17 protein-coding genes are annotated in these 15,038 nt (G+C 34.1%); 15 read left to right on the plus strand and 2 right to left on the minus strand.

Annotation, left to right across the window (positions count from 1 at the left end; translation table 11 throughout):
• The first annotated feature begins 47 nt into the window (after window positions 1-47).
• The 8 genes from JNUCC52_RS01975 to JNUCC52_RS02010 all read left to right on the plus strand — a co-directional run bounded on the left by JNUCC52_RS01975 (window position 48) and on the right by JNUCC52_RS02010 (window position 6,036).
• Window positions 48-551 carry a DinB family protein gene (locus JNUCC52_RS01975; protein WP_337981199.1) on the plus strand — a complete coding sequence of 168 codons (504 nt, stop codon included), beginning with the start codon at window positions 48-50 and terminating at the stop codon, window positions 549-551.
• 322 nt (window positions 552-873) lie between these two features.
• The gene (locus tag JNUCC52_RS01980; RefSeq protein ID WP_172771516.1) at window positions 874-1,023 is read left to right on the plus strand and encodes a transcriptional regulator; all 150 of its coding nucleotides are present in this window, start codon (window positions 874-876) and stop codon (window positions 1,021-1,023) included.
• A gap of 201 nt (window positions 1,024-1,224) precedes the next feature.
• Window positions 1,225-1,380: a transcriptional regulator gene (locus JNUCC52_RS01985; RefSeq protein WP_172771515.1), complete on the plus strand. Its 156-nt coding sequence runs from the start codon at window positions 1,225-1,227 to the stop codon at window positions 1,378-1,380.
• 526 nt (window positions 1,381-1,906) lie between these two features.
• Complete coding sequence (locus JNUCC52_RS01990) at window positions 1,907-3,628, plus strand: putative bifunctional diguanylate cyclase/phosphodiesterase (RefSeq protein ID WP_139860479.1); 1,722 nt, start codon at window positions 1,907-1,909, stop codon at window positions 3,626-3,628.
• 237 nt (window positions 3,629-3,865) lie between these two features.
• Window positions 3,866-4,144, plus strand: coding sequence for a CD3324 family protein (locus JNUCC52_RS01995; protein ID WP_139860477.1), 279 nt, complete (start codon window positions 3,866-3,868; stop codon window positions 4,142-4,144).
• A gap of 125 nt (window positions 4,145-4,269) precedes the next feature.
• Entirely contained in the window at window positions 4,270-4,704 is a 435-nt protein-coding gene (locus JNUCC52_RS02000) for a GNAT family N-acetyltransferase (protein ID WP_337982168.1), read from the plus strand.
• A 14-nt stretch (window positions 4,705-4,718) separates the two neighbouring features.
• On the plus strand, window positions 4,719-5,291 hold the full coding sequence (locus JNUCC52_RS02005) for a GNAT family N-acetyltransferase (protein WP_337981200.1): 573 nt from the start codon (window positions 4,719-4,721) through the stop codon (window positions 5,289-5,291).
• Window positions 5,292-5,532: 241 nt separating this feature from the next.
• Window positions 5,533-6,036, plus strand: a complete 504-nt coding sequence (locus tag JNUCC52_RS02010; RefSeq protein ID WP_337981201.1) for a GNAT family N-acetyltransferase — start codon at window positions 5,533-5,535, stop codon at window positions 6,034-6,036.
• Window positions 6,037-6,526: 490 nt separating this feature from the next.
• On the opposite strand, the gene JNUCC52_RS02015 is transcribed toward JNUCC52_RS02010, so the two are convergent.
• Window positions 6,527-6,994, minus strand: a complete 468-nt coding sequence (locus tag JNUCC52_RS02015; protein WP_172771510.1) for a MarR family winged helix-turn-helix transcriptional regulator — start codon at window positions 6,992-6,994, stop codon at window positions 6,527-6,529.
• Window positions 6,995-7,218: 224 nt separating this feature from the next.
• Between JNUCC52_RS02015 and JNUCC52_RS02020 the strand changes: the two genes are divergently transcribed.
• The 6 genes from JNUCC52_RS02020 to JNUCC52_RS02045 all read left to right on the plus strand — a co-directional run bounded on the left by JNUCC52_RS02020 (window position 7,219) and on the right by JNUCC52_RS02045 (window position 12,600).
• Window positions 7,219-8,430, plus strand: a complete 1,212-nt coding sequence (locus JNUCC52_RS02020) for a MalY/PatB family protein (protein WP_337981202.1) — start codon at window positions 7,219-7,221, stop codon at window positions 8,428-8,430.
• Window positions 8,431-8,438: 8 nt separating this feature from the next.
• The gene (locus tag JNUCC52_RS02025) at window positions 8,439-9,725 is read left to right on the plus strand and encodes an amidohydrolase (protein ID WP_337981203.1); all 1,287 of its coding nucleotides are present in this window, start codon (window positions 8,439-8,441) and stop codon (window positions 9,723-9,725) included.
• A 39-nt stretch (window positions 9,726-9,764) separates the two neighbouring features.
• Window positions 9,765-9,971, plus strand: a complete 207-nt coding sequence (locus JNUCC52_RS02030) for a DUF3311 domain-containing protein (RefSeq protein WP_172771507.1) — start codon at window positions 9,765-9,767, stop codon at window positions 9,969-9,971.
• Window position 9,972: 1 nt separating this feature from the next.
• Complete coding sequence (locus tag JNUCC52_RS02035) at window positions 9,973-11,460, plus strand: sodium:solute symporter family protein (RefSeq protein ID WP_172771506.1); 1,488 nt, start codon at window positions 9,973-9,975, stop codon at window positions 11,458-11,460.
• Between the two features lie 63 nt (window positions 11,461-11,523).
• Window positions 11,524-12,180 carry a carboxymuconolactone decarboxylase family protein gene (locus JNUCC52_RS02040; protein ID WP_172771505.1) on the plus strand — a complete coding sequence of 219 codons (657 nt, stop codon included), beginning with the start codon at window positions 11,524-11,526 and terminating at the stop codon, window positions 12,178-12,180.
• Between the two features lie 33 nt (window positions 12,181-12,213).
• The gene (locus JNUCC52_RS02045; RefSeq protein WP_172771504.1) at window positions 12,214-12,600 is read left to right on the plus strand and encodes a RidA family protein; all 387 of its coding nucleotides are present in this window, start codon (window positions 12,214-12,216) and stop codon (window positions 12,598-12,600) included.
• Window positions 12,601-12,658: 58 nt separating this feature from the next.
• On the opposite strand, the gene JNUCC52_RS02050 is transcribed toward JNUCC52_RS02045, so the two are convergent.
• Window positions 12,659-13,273, minus strand: a complete 615-nt coding sequence (locus JNUCC52_RS02050; protein ID WP_337981204.1) for a TetR/AcrR family transcriptional regulator — start codon at window positions 13,271-13,273, stop codon at window positions 12,659-12,661.
• A gap of 167 nt (window positions 13,274-13,440) precedes the next feature.
• On the opposite strand from JNUCC52_RS02050, the gene JNUCC52_RS02055 reads away from it, so the two are divergent.
• On the plus strand, window positions 13,441-14,625 hold the full coding sequence (locus tag JNUCC52_RS02055; RefSeq protein ID WP_337981205.1) for a YhgE/Pip domain-containing protein: 1,185 nt from the start codon (window positions 13,441-13,443) through the stop codon (window positions 14,623-14,625).
• Window positions 14,626-15,038 lie beyond the last annotated feature (413 nt).

The raw sequence follows: 15,038 nt of genomic DNA on the forward strand, positions 1-15,038 counted from the left end.
AGCGCATATATTCAGAGTAGGACCTTAAAATAGAAAGGGGATAGAGTATGATATCATTATTACTTGAACAATTAAGTGCCACAAGAGAGCAGTTATTAAAGGAAATAGCAATTTACAACGATACACAATTCAACCAAAAACCTGATGCAGATAGCTGGAGTATAGCCCAAATATGCCATCATTTAGTGCTAGTAGAAGCTTCGACAATCAAGGCAATTGCTTGGGCGTTATCTTCACAGGAAAATACGAATCCCGAACGTCAAAATGTTCAGCAAATTAAAGATAGAACAAGAAAGCTTACAGCGCCAAAAATCGTTGAACCTGCTTCTACGCCTTTTGAAAAGCATGAAATTTTGACGCTACTAGCTGATACAAGAAAGCAATTTACTGCTTTTTTGCATGGAATAGAAGATCCTTCTTTGCTGGCAAAAAAGGCAGTGAACCATCCTGCTATTGGTAAATTACCACTCGACCAATGGATAGAACAGGTGTATCTGCATGAACAAAGACATATTGAACAGATACATGAAATGAAACAAATCGTTGGCTAAACTGTATTAGGAGTTAACATGAAAAAAAGAAAGATAAAGTTGTACACAAAAAAGTGCTTAACAGAACTTCGAAACACTCTATTATTTGAAGTAATCTGGAATATCATGTTATGGATTCCGAGAATGGTTTTTCGGCTATTGAAACAGTTATGGTAGAACAAATAAATAAAAGTCCGACTTCTCAACTTTGAAATTTACTGAGAAATCGGGCTTTTTTCACCTTTTTAAATGAATAACCTATTGACGAACAGCATAATCTGTTATATATTAAATAAAAATAAAAACAACTGTTATAAAACAGTTTGTATAGGAGGAATTTTTGATGTCAAAATATCGAGATGGTTATGAGTTTTATTGTGAAATGTGTGATCTTTATGGGCTAGAGCCAATTTCTTTCCGTTATTACATTATCCAACTATCACAAGAACAACTTTCAGCTTATAATATGCAAGCGAAACAATTAGGGATTTAATACATTAACTACAAAGGATGTGGTTATGACGGACGCCAACGTGAATAGTTTATGAAAAGCCCAGCCATACTAATATAGTAGACTGGGCTTTTATGAATATGAAAGAAATTTCAGAAATTACTATTGACTTGATAACATAACTGTTATATATTATTTATACAAATAAATAACTGTTATAGTACAAAGAAAAGAGGAATAGCAATGGCACAGTATAGAGAAGGTTACGAATTGTATTGCAAAAAATGCGAGCAATTTAATTTAGAGCCAATTAATTTTCATTATTATATTAATAAGTTATCGCAAGAGCAATTAAAATATTACAATGAAGCTGCATACGAAAGGAAGTTCGCCATATGACAGACTATCGACAAGGCTATGAATACTATCGACAAATATGTAACAGCCATGAATTAGAGCCAATTAATTTTCATTATTAAATATTAAATTTATCACAGGAACAACTTGAAACTTATCATGAACAAGCGAAAATGGTAGGAGGTCAAATTGAATATGAAATCTATTAACATGTAAAATGCCTTACTGCCCAGCTATGACAGTAAGGCATTTTCACATATAAATATATTTGGACATTTGTGATTAACAAGGTAAATAGTATTTCTATAGTTTAAATAGTAGTACAAATGTAATTAAGTAAAATGGTAAATTGCTGAAACACGTGCGTTTAAAGTCATTCTTTTTTGTCTAATTTATAGAAATCTATTAATTTTGATAGGTACAGTTTGTATATTTGGGTTGAATTAACTGCTTTTCTAAGACTATAATATAATTACATAAAAAAGGGCCATCTACCACAACTTTATACCTCACTGTAATATAAAGAATAAGTACTAAACCCTCTTATTTTAATGAACGGAGAATGAAGATGATGAATATCACGCCTAGTAGTATTAATCAAGTAAACTACAGCCTGAAAGAATTACAAGATATTTTTTCAGCAATGAACAGTTCAATCATAGTAGCTATTACAGATCGGACAGGAAAAATTACCTTTGTTAATGATCATTTTTGTAAAATTTCTAAATATAAGCGTGAAGAATTAATTGGACAAGATCATCGTTTACTAAACTCGGGTTTCCATCCTAAATCATTTTTTAGAGAAATGTGGAAAACAATCGGAAAAGGTGCCATGTGGAATGGTGAGGTATGCAACCGTGCAAAAGATGGCAGTCTATACTGGGTGAAAACAACAATCATTCCTTTTCTCGATGATAATGACAAACCATATCAATATATTGCCATTCGAGTAGATATTACTGCACAAAAGGACATAAAAAAAATTACACATATTGCGTATCATGATGAATTAACAGGGTTACCAAACCGTCGTAAATTAGAACAACGTTTAGAAAATGAATTCCATCAATCCCGACGTACAGAAGAGAAGTTTGCGTTATTTTTCATTGATGTCAATCGTTTTAAAAACATTAACGACGGACTTGGCCACATCATTGGTGATATGTTCCTAGTTGAAATGGCAAACCGTTTACGCAATATAGATTTCACATCCAATTCATTTTATAGGCATAACAGTGATGAATTCGTCATGATTTTAAATGATGTTTCTCGTATCGAGGAAATGGCAAAAGAAATTATTGCCGTTTTCAATGACAGTTTCATCGTTGATGCTTACGAATTTTATGCAAGTATTAGTATTGGAATTAGCATTTTCCCCGATCATGCTAATTCAATTGAAGATTTATTAAAAAATGCTGATATCGCAATGTATGCTGCAAAATCTACACGTGGGAATCAATATAAGCTTTATCGACATAATATGGATGAGGCAAATGATAAATGGTTATTGCTTGAAACCAAACTTCATCAAGCATTAAAAAAGGATTTATTAGAGCTACATTATCAGCCAAAAATTGATTTAAAAACAGATCAAGTGGTAGGTATGGAAGCATTGCTTCGTTGGTATGATCCAGAATTAGGACAAATGCCACCAGATCGTTTCATCCCATTTGCGGAAGAATGTGGGCTTATAAATGATATTGGTATATGGGTATTACATAAAGCTTGTGCACAAGTTTGTGCATGGAACGAAACATTTCAATTAAATTTACGTGTAGCTGTAAATATTTCGCCAATCCATATTAGTACACCAGGTTTTGTTGAAATGGTACGCGATGTAATTGAAAAAACAAAAATTGACCCACATTCTTTAGAAATTGAAATTACAGAAATGAGTATGCTTGATTATACAGAAGAGCTGATAAATACAATTGAGCAGCTACGAGCATTAGGCATTACGATTGCATTAGATGATTTTGGAACGGGCTATTCATCATTAAATTATTTGAAAAAATTCCCTGTAGATGTATTAAAAATAGATCGGGCATTTGTGCGTGATATTCTGCCTGAGAAAACAGGGATAGCGATGATATCCGCAATGATTTCGTTGGCGCATGCTTTAAACCTCAAAGTAGTAGCTGAAGGAGTCGAAGAGGAAGCAGAATTAAACGTGCTTCGTGAGCATGGCTGTGAATTCGTCCAAGGCTATTATTTTAGTAAGCCGTTATCCGTGAAGGACTTTACGACGAACATTATAAAACAATCACGAACAATTAAATCTAGCTCCTAATGGGGGCTAGATATTTCAATATTATATTAGTTTACATAATAATATTATTCATAAAAATAGTATTTATATTTTTTATAACATATATGGTACAATTTGTATTGTAAACTTTTCAGTTAAGGAGGCTTGATCGTATGAGAAAGCATACTATTTTTGCATAGCAAAGGCTATTGCAAAATATTGAAATGAAATAGCCTTTGCTCTTCCTAAAAGGACGATAAAACATTTAGGAGTGCAAACATGAGCTATAAAAAAGCAAGTAATCTGTTACCAGCAGAATTGATCGCGTTAATACAAAACTATGTTGATGGTGAATATATTTATATACCTCGAAGACAAGATAGCAAGAAACGTTGGGGGTCAGGCACGACAACCAAAAAAGAATTAGAAGTAAGAAATAATAATATTTATCAGGATTATCTTTCAGGCACTGATATGGAGACATTAAGTGCAACATATTATTTATCTTTAAAGAGTATTCAACGCATCCTACTAAAGGAAAAAAGAACAAATGGATAAAATAAGCTATGTGGTTGATTGCCACATAGCTTATTTTTATTTATGAAACAAATATAAGGTATTTTCATGGTCTGTCATTCAACTATAATCTAACTAACAAGATAAGCTAAAAGGAGAAATGAATGATGACTTTTTATGTAACGCAAGAGATAAATGAAAAGGCTAAACAGCTAGTTAATTACGCACTTTATAAATTTAATTTAAAGCATTTTCCAGTTGATTTAAGAGGTAATTACGAAGAAATGAATATATTCCTTAAAGATGAAAACGACAATATTCGTGGCGGCATTCTTGCAGAAGTATGTTGGAATTGGCTAGAAATTCACACTTTAATGATAGATGAGGACATACGAAAATCAGGATTTGGCACAAATTTATTACTAGAACTTGAGCAGATGGCTTTAGCAAAGCAGTGCGATTTTATTAAGGTAGATACATTAAGTTTTCAAGCATTAGAATTTTATGAGAAGCACGGTTATCAAGTATTTGGGACTTTGTATAATGTAGGTAGAGACTTTAAGCATTACTATTTGAAAAAAGATTTAACGAAGAAGAAATAACTGGAGGTTTAACAATGCATAATTTATTTACAATTGACTGTGGTGATATTTTTTTAAGAGAGTTTTGTAGTGAAGATGCCGATGGGATTTATAAGCTTACTTCACAACCAGAAGTATATGAGTTTTTGCCAGATTGGCGTTCTACGAGAGAACAACGATTAAACTGGATCATTAATGAAGAAATACCATCCAACAAAGCGTTTTTATCTGCTGTTCCTAATATTAACGGTCATAATTACTTAAAACTAGCAATTATATTAAAGGCAACGGGCGAAGTGATTGGTTTTTGCAATACTGGAACGAAAGAAGAGCTGAGTGAACCAAATCAAGAAATTGCCTATGCTATGTCAAAACATTTCAGAAATCGCGGCTACACAACTAAAGCGGTAAAAGGCTTACTTCATTACTTGTTCGAACAGACAAATATTGAACAACTCAATGCAATCATTCAACCGCGTAATGTCAGTTCTTTGAATGTTATTGAAAAATGCGGTTTTAGTTTCGAAAAAACAATAGAAATAGATTCACTAATATATGGACATTATACTTTATATAGGGAGGTTTGGAAAAATAGAAAAGTTCAGTAGTTGTATTGAATACTTTTGAATGTAGTTCAAGCAGTCACCCTTAAGTAGAGCTAATCATATACTTAATTTACAATAATTATAATTAATGATAAAATCTAATAACCAATTAATATAGCATTACACTATGTAATTCCACCATTAATTTGGATTAATAGTAATAGGAGTAGCTGCCAATAACATATACCTATTTTAATATTTTTGTCTTAATAATGATGTCAAAAATGATAATAGGAGAATAAGTATGAATGAATTGAACACAGAAAGATTAAGAATACTTGCGCTAAATGAAGAAAACTTAAGATTACTCATTGATCACCCAAAAAAGTTAGAGCTTCAATTATCCTTAATGGAATCAGTTAGCTATTTAGATGCAGAACTTCAACAAGCGATGGAAATTCGACATTCTAAGTTAGTACGAGATAAGGAAAACTATATTTGGTATACCAATTGGTTAATTGTGTCGAAAAGTCAAAACTGTAGTGTTGGCGGAATTATGTTAAAAGGTCTTCCTAACTGCTCTGGAGAGGTAGTAGTAGGGTATTACACTTTGCCTGAATATCAAAGGAATGGCTATATGACAGAAGCGATTTATTCAATGAAAAACTGGTTGTTAAGCCAGCCTAATGTGAAGTTTGTTGTTGCTGATACCGAAAAAGATAATATTGCATCTCATAGAGTTTTAGCAAAATCAGGCGCTGTACTTTATAAAGAAACAGCGGAATTATTGTATTGGAGATTTAGCTGAAAATAATTATTTCATAATATAACGTCTTCCTATTATTATGGGGATTCTTTATCTTTTTATAAAAGGGGATAGTGATTCATTTGATAGACTTAATATTAGTCTTATCTTTTATGCTTAATCCAATATTCGCAATTGTTTTTTGCTTAAATTTAACTAGTTATTTGAAAAAGCTGATTGTCACAAAGGATGTAAACACAAAATATAATATTATTTGGATGTGTATTGCTTCAACGTATATCGTGTTCACGTTAACTTGGATGTTTACAAAAATTAGTGTGTAATTAAAGTAATAAGGTAGGGAAAGATGATATGGGATTATTTCTTTCCATCATAAAGCCTACAATTATCGAGAAATTTCTTGCTAATCCTAAACAATGGAAAAGGGATTTTAACTCAACATTTACTAAACGGCAATACTAAAGAGCCATCGTATTTATGATGGCTCTTTTTGTTATGAGAAGGTCTGTATAGTACTAAACGCTACATGGCATTAATCTCTATCATTAAGTACTTTTCGTGTCCTTCGATTAATGACGTTTAAAATCGTAATATAATTTTGAAAATCTTCCACAGTAAATTGCTCAAGATTTTTCAAATGGCTTCCATACTCTTCTTCATCTAACTTTTTATGATATTCGTATACTAACTTGCCTTTTGGTGTTAATTCGATGGTCAATTCTCGATAATTGTCAGGATTTCTATATTTAAAAGCTAAGTCCTTTTTAATTAATTTATCGACCATTTGAGAAACTGCACTTTTCGTTCGGTTCGTTAAATCAGCAATTTCAGAAGTATTTGTTTTTACTTGATCACCAATTAAGTTTAGCGTATGTACTTCTATCATATACAGCTCATCTTCAGTTCCATATTTTCTAGGAATGTTTTCGTAGGAGCTTATTAGTCTAGATGTCTCGTAAAGCGTTTCCATTAGTTCATAAAAAACTTTCTCCTTATCCATTCGATTAACCTCCTTTCAAAAATTTTAGACATAATGATTTTATTCTAACATATTCAAAAATCTTATAATGATAGTTACTTGCAAAATAGATATTTTTTAAAAAATCTGAATTTTTTTATTGACCATTTTACAGTTAAGGTGCTAAACTGAGAAAAATTAAATGCAAACGTTTGAAAAAATGCTTTATAAAAGAAATATTGGTGAAAGTTAGAGGAGGAAATAAAATGCAATACAATTTTGATGAAATGGTTCAGCGCCGAAATACGTATTCCTTAAAGTGGGACGGTGAGGAATTAATAAAAGAAATTGGTTATACAGAAAGATATGATCATGAGACGATACCATTGTTTACGGCAGATATGGATTTACCAGTACCTCAACCATTGATAGAGGCACTTCATAAAACAGTGGATCATCGTATTTTTGGATACTCCATATTTCCAAACGAGTACTTTGAAGCGATTCAGCATTGGTTTAAAAAAAGACATAATTGGACTATCAATAAAGATGAAATTGTATACAGTCCTGGTACAGTGCACGCTTTGAATATTGCGGTTAGAGCGTTAACTAAACGTGGGGAAAGTATTATTATCCAACGTCCTGTTTACCCACCATTCACAGCAGCTATTGAAGGAAATGGCAGGATTGTTCGTAATAATGCATTGATACGTAACAGTGATGGCTATTACACAATTGATTTTGAAGATTTTGAAGCCAAGGCACAAGAAGAGAACACTAAAATGTTTGTTCTTTGTAATCCACATAACCCGACAGGAAGAATTTTTACGAATGAGGAATTGAAAAGGCTTTCAGATATTTGTGAAAAAAACAATGTCATCGTTATTGCAGATGAAATACACGGAGACTTGATAAGAAAAAATCAAACCTTTACACCATTAGCTAAAATTGTAAGTAATACAGACCATATTATTACATGCACGGCCATTAACAAAACATTTAATGTCGCTGGTCTACACTGTACGAATGTTATTATTACTAATCCTGAAATGAGAAATAGCTTTAGAGAAAAAATGGGCATGCAGTTACCATCTCCGTTTACGATATCTGCACTGATTGCTGTCTACAATGACGGGGAAGAGTGGTTAGATCAACTAACACAATATATTGATGACACGATGGACTATGTGAAAAGTTTTCTAGCTGAAAAGTTGCCGACGGTGAAAGTTACAATACCTGAAGGAACCTATGTCATGTGGATGGACTTTAACGGATACGGTCTTTCAGCACAAGAAATTCATCATCGAATTTATAATAAAGCGAATGTGCTGCTTGAAGATGGGGACCTATTTGGAAAAGAAGGTGAAGGGTACCAACGTATTTGTATTCCATCACCGAGACCACTTATTCAAGAAGCACTTGAAAGAATTGCTAAGGAATTTCAGGATATTGAAACAAACAATCAATTGGAAAGGTGAGAAGTAATATGAAAACATCCTATAGTATTGATTCGTTAAAAATGGCACAACAATTAGAGGATTATGTAATTGGTATAAGACGAGATCTTCATAGACATCCCGAAATTGGTTTACATGAAGTGCGAACAATAAAAGTAGTTACAGAAGAACTAAGCAGCATGGGAATCGGCTACGAGATTGTGCCTAATGGTGGCATTATTGGCTTTATAGAGGGCAATCAAGCTGGGAAAACGTTAATACTTAGAGCAGATTTAGATGCATTACCGATGAAAGAAGAAGAAACGAATTTAAAAATGAAAAAAGTAGTCGTTTCAAATACTGACCAAGCTGCTCATACCTGTGGACATGATGGACATACCGCCATGCTTTTAGGTGCTGCGAAAATATTAAGTCAAAATAAAGACAAAGTAAAAGGTAAAGTGCTGCTCGCTTTTGAGCAAGGAGAAGAGATGGGTGGAGGCATTTTTAGCCTTTTAAAGCGATTATGCGAAATTGGGGCAGACGGTGTTTGGGGCATCCATTTAAAATCTGATATGCCGACAGGAAAGATATCTGTTGAAGCAGGACCGAGAATGGCAGCTTCGTTTAGTTTTAATGTTGTCATAAAAGGACAAAGTGGTCATGGTTCACGACCAGATTTGTCAATAGCGCCATTAGATTGTTTTACTGATTTTTATAATAATTTAAAAACAATGCGATTAAGCACTTTAGATCCGTTTAAAACAATTACCTATTCAATTGGTACAATTCATTCTGGCACGGCAATTAATATTATTCCTGAAAGTTTACAGTTTTCTGGCACTGCAAGATATTTAGATTTTGAACAAGGTGCACATGCAGCTAATGAATTTAAGAGAATACTAGAAAAGGTTTGTGAGTTGCATCATTGCACCTTTGAATTTATTACTGAGCCTAAGGAATGTGATTTAATTGTCAGCAATCAAAAAGATTGTGCTCAACTAGCAATGGCCGCTGTACAAGATGCAGTTGGGGCAGATGCATTGTACGCTACACCAGCTTGGATGGCTTCCGAATCATTTGCATTTTATGAAAAATATTTTCCAGGTGTCTTTGCATTCGTCGGTATACAAAATTTAGAAAAAGGAGTCGGAGCAGAACATCATAATGTTTATTTTGACATAGATGAAGATGCATTAAAGTTTGGTGTAGCGGCTACTGTACAATACGCACTTTATTTTTTAGATAATGAAAATCCTATTGTATTTACTCCTGATAAAAGAGATATTAAAAGTTTATTTGTTGAAAACGGCTTTGCGCAATTAGTAAGACAATAAGCTATATTCATAAATCGATGGAAAAAAGGAGATAGAAAAATGACACGAAAAAGACTTTGCTACTTATTATCGTTCATTGCATATTTTGGCATGCCTATAGGCATCCCCTTTATAAGAAGTGCTGAACCTTACGTTTTAGGTCTTCCATTTCTGCTCTTCTGGATGGTTTTATGGATTTTGTTAGGGACAGGCATAATGCTAATAGTGCACCGAATAAATCCTAGTGCGAGAGAGGAGCTAGAATAATATGATTATTTCAGTAGGAATCATTGCATTTTTCTTATGTGTTGCTTTACTTTTAGGTGTTATAGCAAGTAGAGGAAAAGATATGAGTCTCGAGCAATGGAGTGTTGGGGGCAGGGGCTTTGGATCTATTTTCATTTTTTTATTAATGGCTGGTGAAATATATACAACGAGCGCATTTTTAGGTATTAGTGGCTGGATGTATGGAAAAGGCGGTGCAGCATTTTACAATATTATGATGCTGAACTATGTTATTGCCTATTGGTTAACGCCGAAAATATGGGGCTATGGAAAGAAACATAAATTACTATCGCAATCTGACTTTTTTGAAAAGGCCTATAAAAGTAAAGCACTAGGTATGCTAGTAGCTGTAGTAGGGTTAGCCGCTCTGATTCCTTATTTAATTATTCAGCTAAAAGGTCTAGGCATTATTGTATCTGAAGCTTCCTATGGTGCGATTGATCCAAAAATCACGATTTGGATTGGTACAATTGCGATGATTGTCTATGTGATGGTTTCTGGTATCCATGGCTCAGCTTGGACAGCTGTAATTAAAGATTTTCTTATTTTAGGAGTAGTATTATTTTTAGGGCTATACTTACCTTTCCATTATTATGGAGGTATACAACCGATGTGGGAGGCAATTGAAGTTGCTAACCCAGGGTTTCTATCGTTGCCAGACTCTGGTTTAAGTGCTTCATGGTATGTATCGACGATGATGTTAACATCCTTAGGGTTTTATATGTGGCCTCATACATTTGTTGCTACATTTTCAGCAAAAAGTGGAAATGCCTTAAGGAAAAATGCCATTATGCTTCCTATTTATGCTTTGTTCATCTTATTTGTGCTATTTGCGGGAGCAGCCGCTATTTTACAAGTACCAAATCTTTCGGGTGGTAATGTCGATTTAGCATTATTTAAAATTTCCACACAAACGTTTAATCCTGTTATCGTTGGCTTTATCGGAGCAGCGGGGCTATTAACTGCCATTGTGCCAGGATCATTAATCTTGATGTCAGCAGCAACGCTCTTTGCGAAAAATATATTAAAACCGCTTCGTCCTCAAACTACGGATCAGCAAATTGGCATCATTGCACGTTATACGGTTCCTGTTGTCGCATTAATCGCATTGTACTTTACGTTTAGTGGAGGAGGAGCCATTACGTTATTATTTTTAATGGGGTATGGTCTTGTTACACAATTTGCACCTGCCGTAGTCTTTAGCTTTTTGAAGAAAAACCCATACACAGTACAAGGCGTATTTGCAGGGATTATTGTTGGTGTGGCGATTGTTGGTTGGCAGGCTGCTACAGGTACAAATTTAAGTAAATTGTTCCCAAGTTGGCCATCTTATCTTCAAGATATCAATATCGGTTTTCTTGCATTAGGCGTTAATATTTTTGTAAGTTTAACTGTTAGTGCATTTACGAGAAAAGGCATTGTTATGAATGACGAGTCTTCTAATGAAAATGCAGTAGAAAGTATTTCTTAATCATTATTTTCAGAATATTTTGAATTTAATTCAATGAATAATAAGTAAACGGAGGCATTTTTAATGGAGAATAATAGTTTATATCAAAAATCATATATTCGCAGATTACCTGAGCTTGCAAAACTAACACCAAAGACGTTTAAAGCATTTGCTGAATTCGATAAATTAGCACTTTCTGATGGAATCATACCTAAAAAAACGAAAGAGTTAATAGCCATTGCCGCTGCACATGTCACTGGATGTCCTTATTGCATCGATGCTCATGTTGCGAATGCAAAAAAATTAAACATTTCTATGGAAGAAATAGCAGAGGCGATCATGGTGGCTACTGCATTAAAAGCTGGCTCTGCTATAGCACATGGCTTAAATGCATTCCAGGCATATGATGGAGAGAATAATGAAGATTTATATCAACAATCCAATATTGCTCGCTTTAAAGAAATGAATGATTTAAGTCCCGAAGCTTTTCGTGCATTTAATAAGTTTGATTTAGAAGCATTGAAGCCAGGGCTCATAAGTAAGAAAGATAAAGAGTTAATTGCTGTTGCGATTGCGCATATAACTGGTTGTGCATATTGTATTGAAATTCACGTCAAAAATGCAAAGAAATTAGAAGTTTCCCGCGAAGAATTAGCTGAAGCGATTTTCGTTGCTACTGCGCTAAAAGCAGGTTCAGCACTTGCTCATAGCGTAAATGCACTCAACGCGTATGACTTGTAACTCGAAACAATTAGAAAAAGGATGGATTAGCAAATGACACAAATTATTTACACGGACAAGGCACCAAAGGCCATTGGTCCATACTCTCAAGGGGTTATTGTAGGCGATTTACTATTTTTATCTGGACAAATTCCTGTTGACCCTACAACGAATGAAGTAGTCGAAAGCGATATGATAACGCAAACCAATCAAATAATGAAAAATATAGCAGCTATTTTAGAGTCTCAACATCTTTCTATTAAGAATATAGTTAAAACGACAATTTTTTTAAAGGACATGCAACAATTTGCACTTCTAAACGAGGAGTATAGTAGACATTTGGGAGATCATCGTCCTGCAAGATCAACAGTAGAGGTAAGTAGACTACCTAAAGATGTACTCGTAGAAATAGAAGCCATTGCATCAATAAAAACTAAATGAAGTTATATGAAAGTTATGAGACATTTCCTATTAAATTAGGAAATGTCTCTTTTTTATGTTATTTCTTCAAGCCTGCTGCAAAAAAAGGACCATTTAACGTAATGGTAGATAATATTTGAGCCATTTCTTGTGGGGTTTCTTTTCGATCTTCTAGCAACCATTGTTGAATAACGCCGATATGAGCTGAGGCAATATAAGAAACTAAGTATTCCCCTGGGACTAGCAAATTAACCTGCTTTATGGGATTTTCAGTACTTTCAAATAACGTTTTCCACATGAAATTTTTTAATTTTGTTTGAAAAGACAAATCACCATTTGGACCTAAAATCGCCTTAATAAATTTTCTATTCCGCTCCAAAAATTCAAATATTAACACGGCAATTTCAAGTGGCTGTAAGATTGAATTATTCGTATTTATGCTTGCCACCAATTTAGCTATATTTTGTTTTACGATATTTGACATTTCTAGCATAAACTCTTCTTGGCAACGATTCATTAAATCGTACTTATCCTGATAATGTGCGTAAAATGTTCCTCTATTGATTTTAGCTGTTGCTGTAATGTCCTTTACTGTAATTGACTCAAAGCCTTTTTCTTCAATTAATGCTACAAAGGCTTCTTTAATGGATTCAATTGTACGAACTACGCGTAAATCATTGTAATTTTCTTTCACATTTCCTCCTCCTAAATTTTATCAGACATATTACTGAAATGTGTTCTATAAACGACATCAAGACCATTTTTGATTATTGAAAGCATACAAACGCACACTTATAATTCAAATTGTAATAAACAACAGGTTGTTCATTATTATAACTCAAAAAGAGAAGAGGTAATGAAATGTTTAAAAATAAAATGGTTTGGTTTGCGCCCATAATTGCAATTGTCGTTATTTTTGTTTTTTCACTCACTTTATTTCCGTCAGTGCAAGCAAAACCAAAAAATTTACCAATAGCGATTGTTAATGAGGATCAAGGAGTGGAAATCCCTAATCAACCGAAAGTAAATTTAGGTAAAAACATCGTAGACATGATCCAAACTACAGCGGGGTCGACAAAAGGTGAAGAACCTGCAGTAAAGTGGGTAATTGTAAAGAATAATAAAGAAGTACAAAAGGGATTAGATGAACAAAAATACTATGCCGCTCTAGTATTTCCGAAAGATTTTAGTGTAAAACAGGCATCATTACAAACTGCGAATCCAACTTTACCCGAAGTTCAAATCTATATTAATCAAGGTATGAATATGGCGGCTTCCACAATAGCAGGGCAAGTTGTCAACGGGGTAGTTGATAATATTAACAATAACGTACGCTCACAGCTTTTTGCAGCAATAGCATCGCAAGGAGGAACTTTAACGGTAGAGCAAGCTTCCAATTTAATCACACCCATTTCAAAAACCATTACAAATGTAAATGCAACAGGAGAACATAGTGCAAACGGTAATTCCCCTGTTTCTATGTTTCAGCCATTATGGATGGCTATTATGGCAAGTGCAGCAATCGTCTTTATTGCAATAAATAAAATAGAAATAAATTCACGAAAAGAGAAGCTTACTATAATGGGTGGTCAAATTATTATGGGGGCGCTTGTAGCTTTAATTGTAGGTTTCGGCCTTACATTGTTAGTTGAGAGTATGATAGGAATTGACATTCCAGCATATATGGACACTGCCTTATTTTTAACCATTACTTCCTTTAGTTTCTTCTTATTAATAACGGCAGTTATTTCATGGTTCGGCATTCAAGGTATAGCTATTTTTGCACTCATGTTATTCTTTGGGGGACCACTGCTTGCGTTAGCCCCTGAAATGATGTCATCCTTTTTTCATGACTGGATTTATCCATGGTTACCAATGCGATTTATGGTCGAAGGTTTACGAGAACTTTTCTTCTTTGACAAAGGATTTTCTTGGAACACATCCGTATCAGCCCTTACATGGATTGGTATAGTTAGTTTTATCGTTATTTTCGCTTCCGTTATAAAAATACAACCAGTACGTCTAGAACAAGGCGTACAAGAGTAAATTTTAAAGTGTAGACAAACGGCATCAAGAAGTTATACTTGATGCCGTTTGTCATTTTTATATACTTTGACTAAATGTAAATGAAAATTTCTTTTCAATGCCTTCTGGTGATTGCAGTGAAGGGCTAGCGACTCCTGCGGGAAAGCACGAAACGTAAGACGCAACTATCCGCGCGACAGCGAGGGTTGCGGCTTACGTATGTGCCCGCGGAAAGCGCTAGCCCGAAGCGGAAATCAACTGCAGAAATCTTCTATATTTAGTTTGCCTATGTCTCTTCCCATGCTAAAAAATCGTTATTAATAAGAACTTTTTCCTTGTCTATTAAGGTGATTGGAGTGAAGGGCTAGCGACTCCTGCGGGAAAGCACGAAACGTAAGACGCAACAAACCGCGCGTAGCGAGGGTTGCGGCTTA

This window comes from Lysinibacillus sp. JNUCC-52, from assembly GCF_015999545.1.
Classification (GTDB): domain Bacteria; phylum Bacillota; class Bacilli; order Bacillales_A; family Planococcaceae; genus Lysinibacillus.

Coding starts and splice junctions, on each gene's coding strand:
- JNUCC52_RS01975 (WP_337981199.1), top strand. CDS start 48: ATGATATCATTATTACTTGAACAATTAAGTGCCACAAGAGAGCAGTTA.
- JNUCC52_RS01980 (WP_172771516.1), top strand. CDS start 874: ATGTCAAAATATCGAGATGGTTATGAGTTTTATTGTGAAATGTGTGAT.
- JNUCC52_RS01985 (WP_172771515.1), top strand. CDS start 1,225: ATGGCACAGTATAGAGAAGGTTACGAATTGTATTGCAAAAAATGCGAG.
- JNUCC52_RS01990 (WP_139860479.1), top strand. CDS start 1,907: ATGATGAATATCACGCCTAGTAGTATTAATCAAGTAAACTACAGCCTG.
- JNUCC52_RS01995 (WP_139860477.1), top strand. CDS start 3,866: ATGAGCTATAAAAAAGCAAGTAATCTGTTACCAGCAGAATTGATCGCG.
- JNUCC52_RS02000 (WP_337982168.1), top strand. CDS start 4,270: ATGACTTTTTATGTAACGCAAGAGATAAATGAAAAGGCTAAACAGCTA.
- JNUCC52_RS02005 (WP_337981200.1), top strand. CDS start 4,719: ATGCATAATTTATTTACAATTGACTGTGGTGATATTTTTTTAAGAGAG.
- JNUCC52_RS02010 (WP_337981201.1), top strand. CDS start 5,533: ATGAATGAATTGAACACAGAAAGATTAAGAATACTTGCGCTAAATGAA.
- JNUCC52_RS02015 (WP_172771510.1), bottom strand. CDS start 6,994: ATGGATAAGGAGAAAGTTTTTTATGAACTAATGGAAACGCTTTACGAG.
- JNUCC52_RS02020 (WP_337981202.1), top strand. CDS start 7,219: ATGCAATACAATTTTGATGAAATGGTTCAGCGCCGAAATACGTATTCC.
- JNUCC52_RS02025 (WP_337981203.1), top strand. CDS start 8,439: ATGAAAACATCCTATAGTATTGATTCGTTAAAAATGGCACAACAATTA.
- JNUCC52_RS02030 (WP_172771507.1), top strand. CDS start 9,765: ATGACACGAAAAAGACTTTGCTACTTATTATCGTTCATTGCATATTTT.
- JNUCC52_RS02035 (WP_172771506.1), top strand. CDS start 9,973: ATGATTATTTCAGTAGGAATCATTGCATTTTTCTTATGTGTTGCTTTA.
- JNUCC52_RS02040 (WP_172771505.1), top strand. CDS start 11,524: ATGGAGAATAATAGTTTATATCAAAAATCATATATTCGCAGATTACCT.
- JNUCC52_RS02045 (WP_172771504.1), top strand. CDS start 12,214: ATGACACAAATTATTTACACGGACAAGGCACCAAAGGCCATTGGTCCA.
- JNUCC52_RS02055 (WP_337981205.1), top strand. CDS start 13,441: ATGTTTAAAAATAAAATGGTTTGGTTTGCGCCCATAATTGCAATTGTC.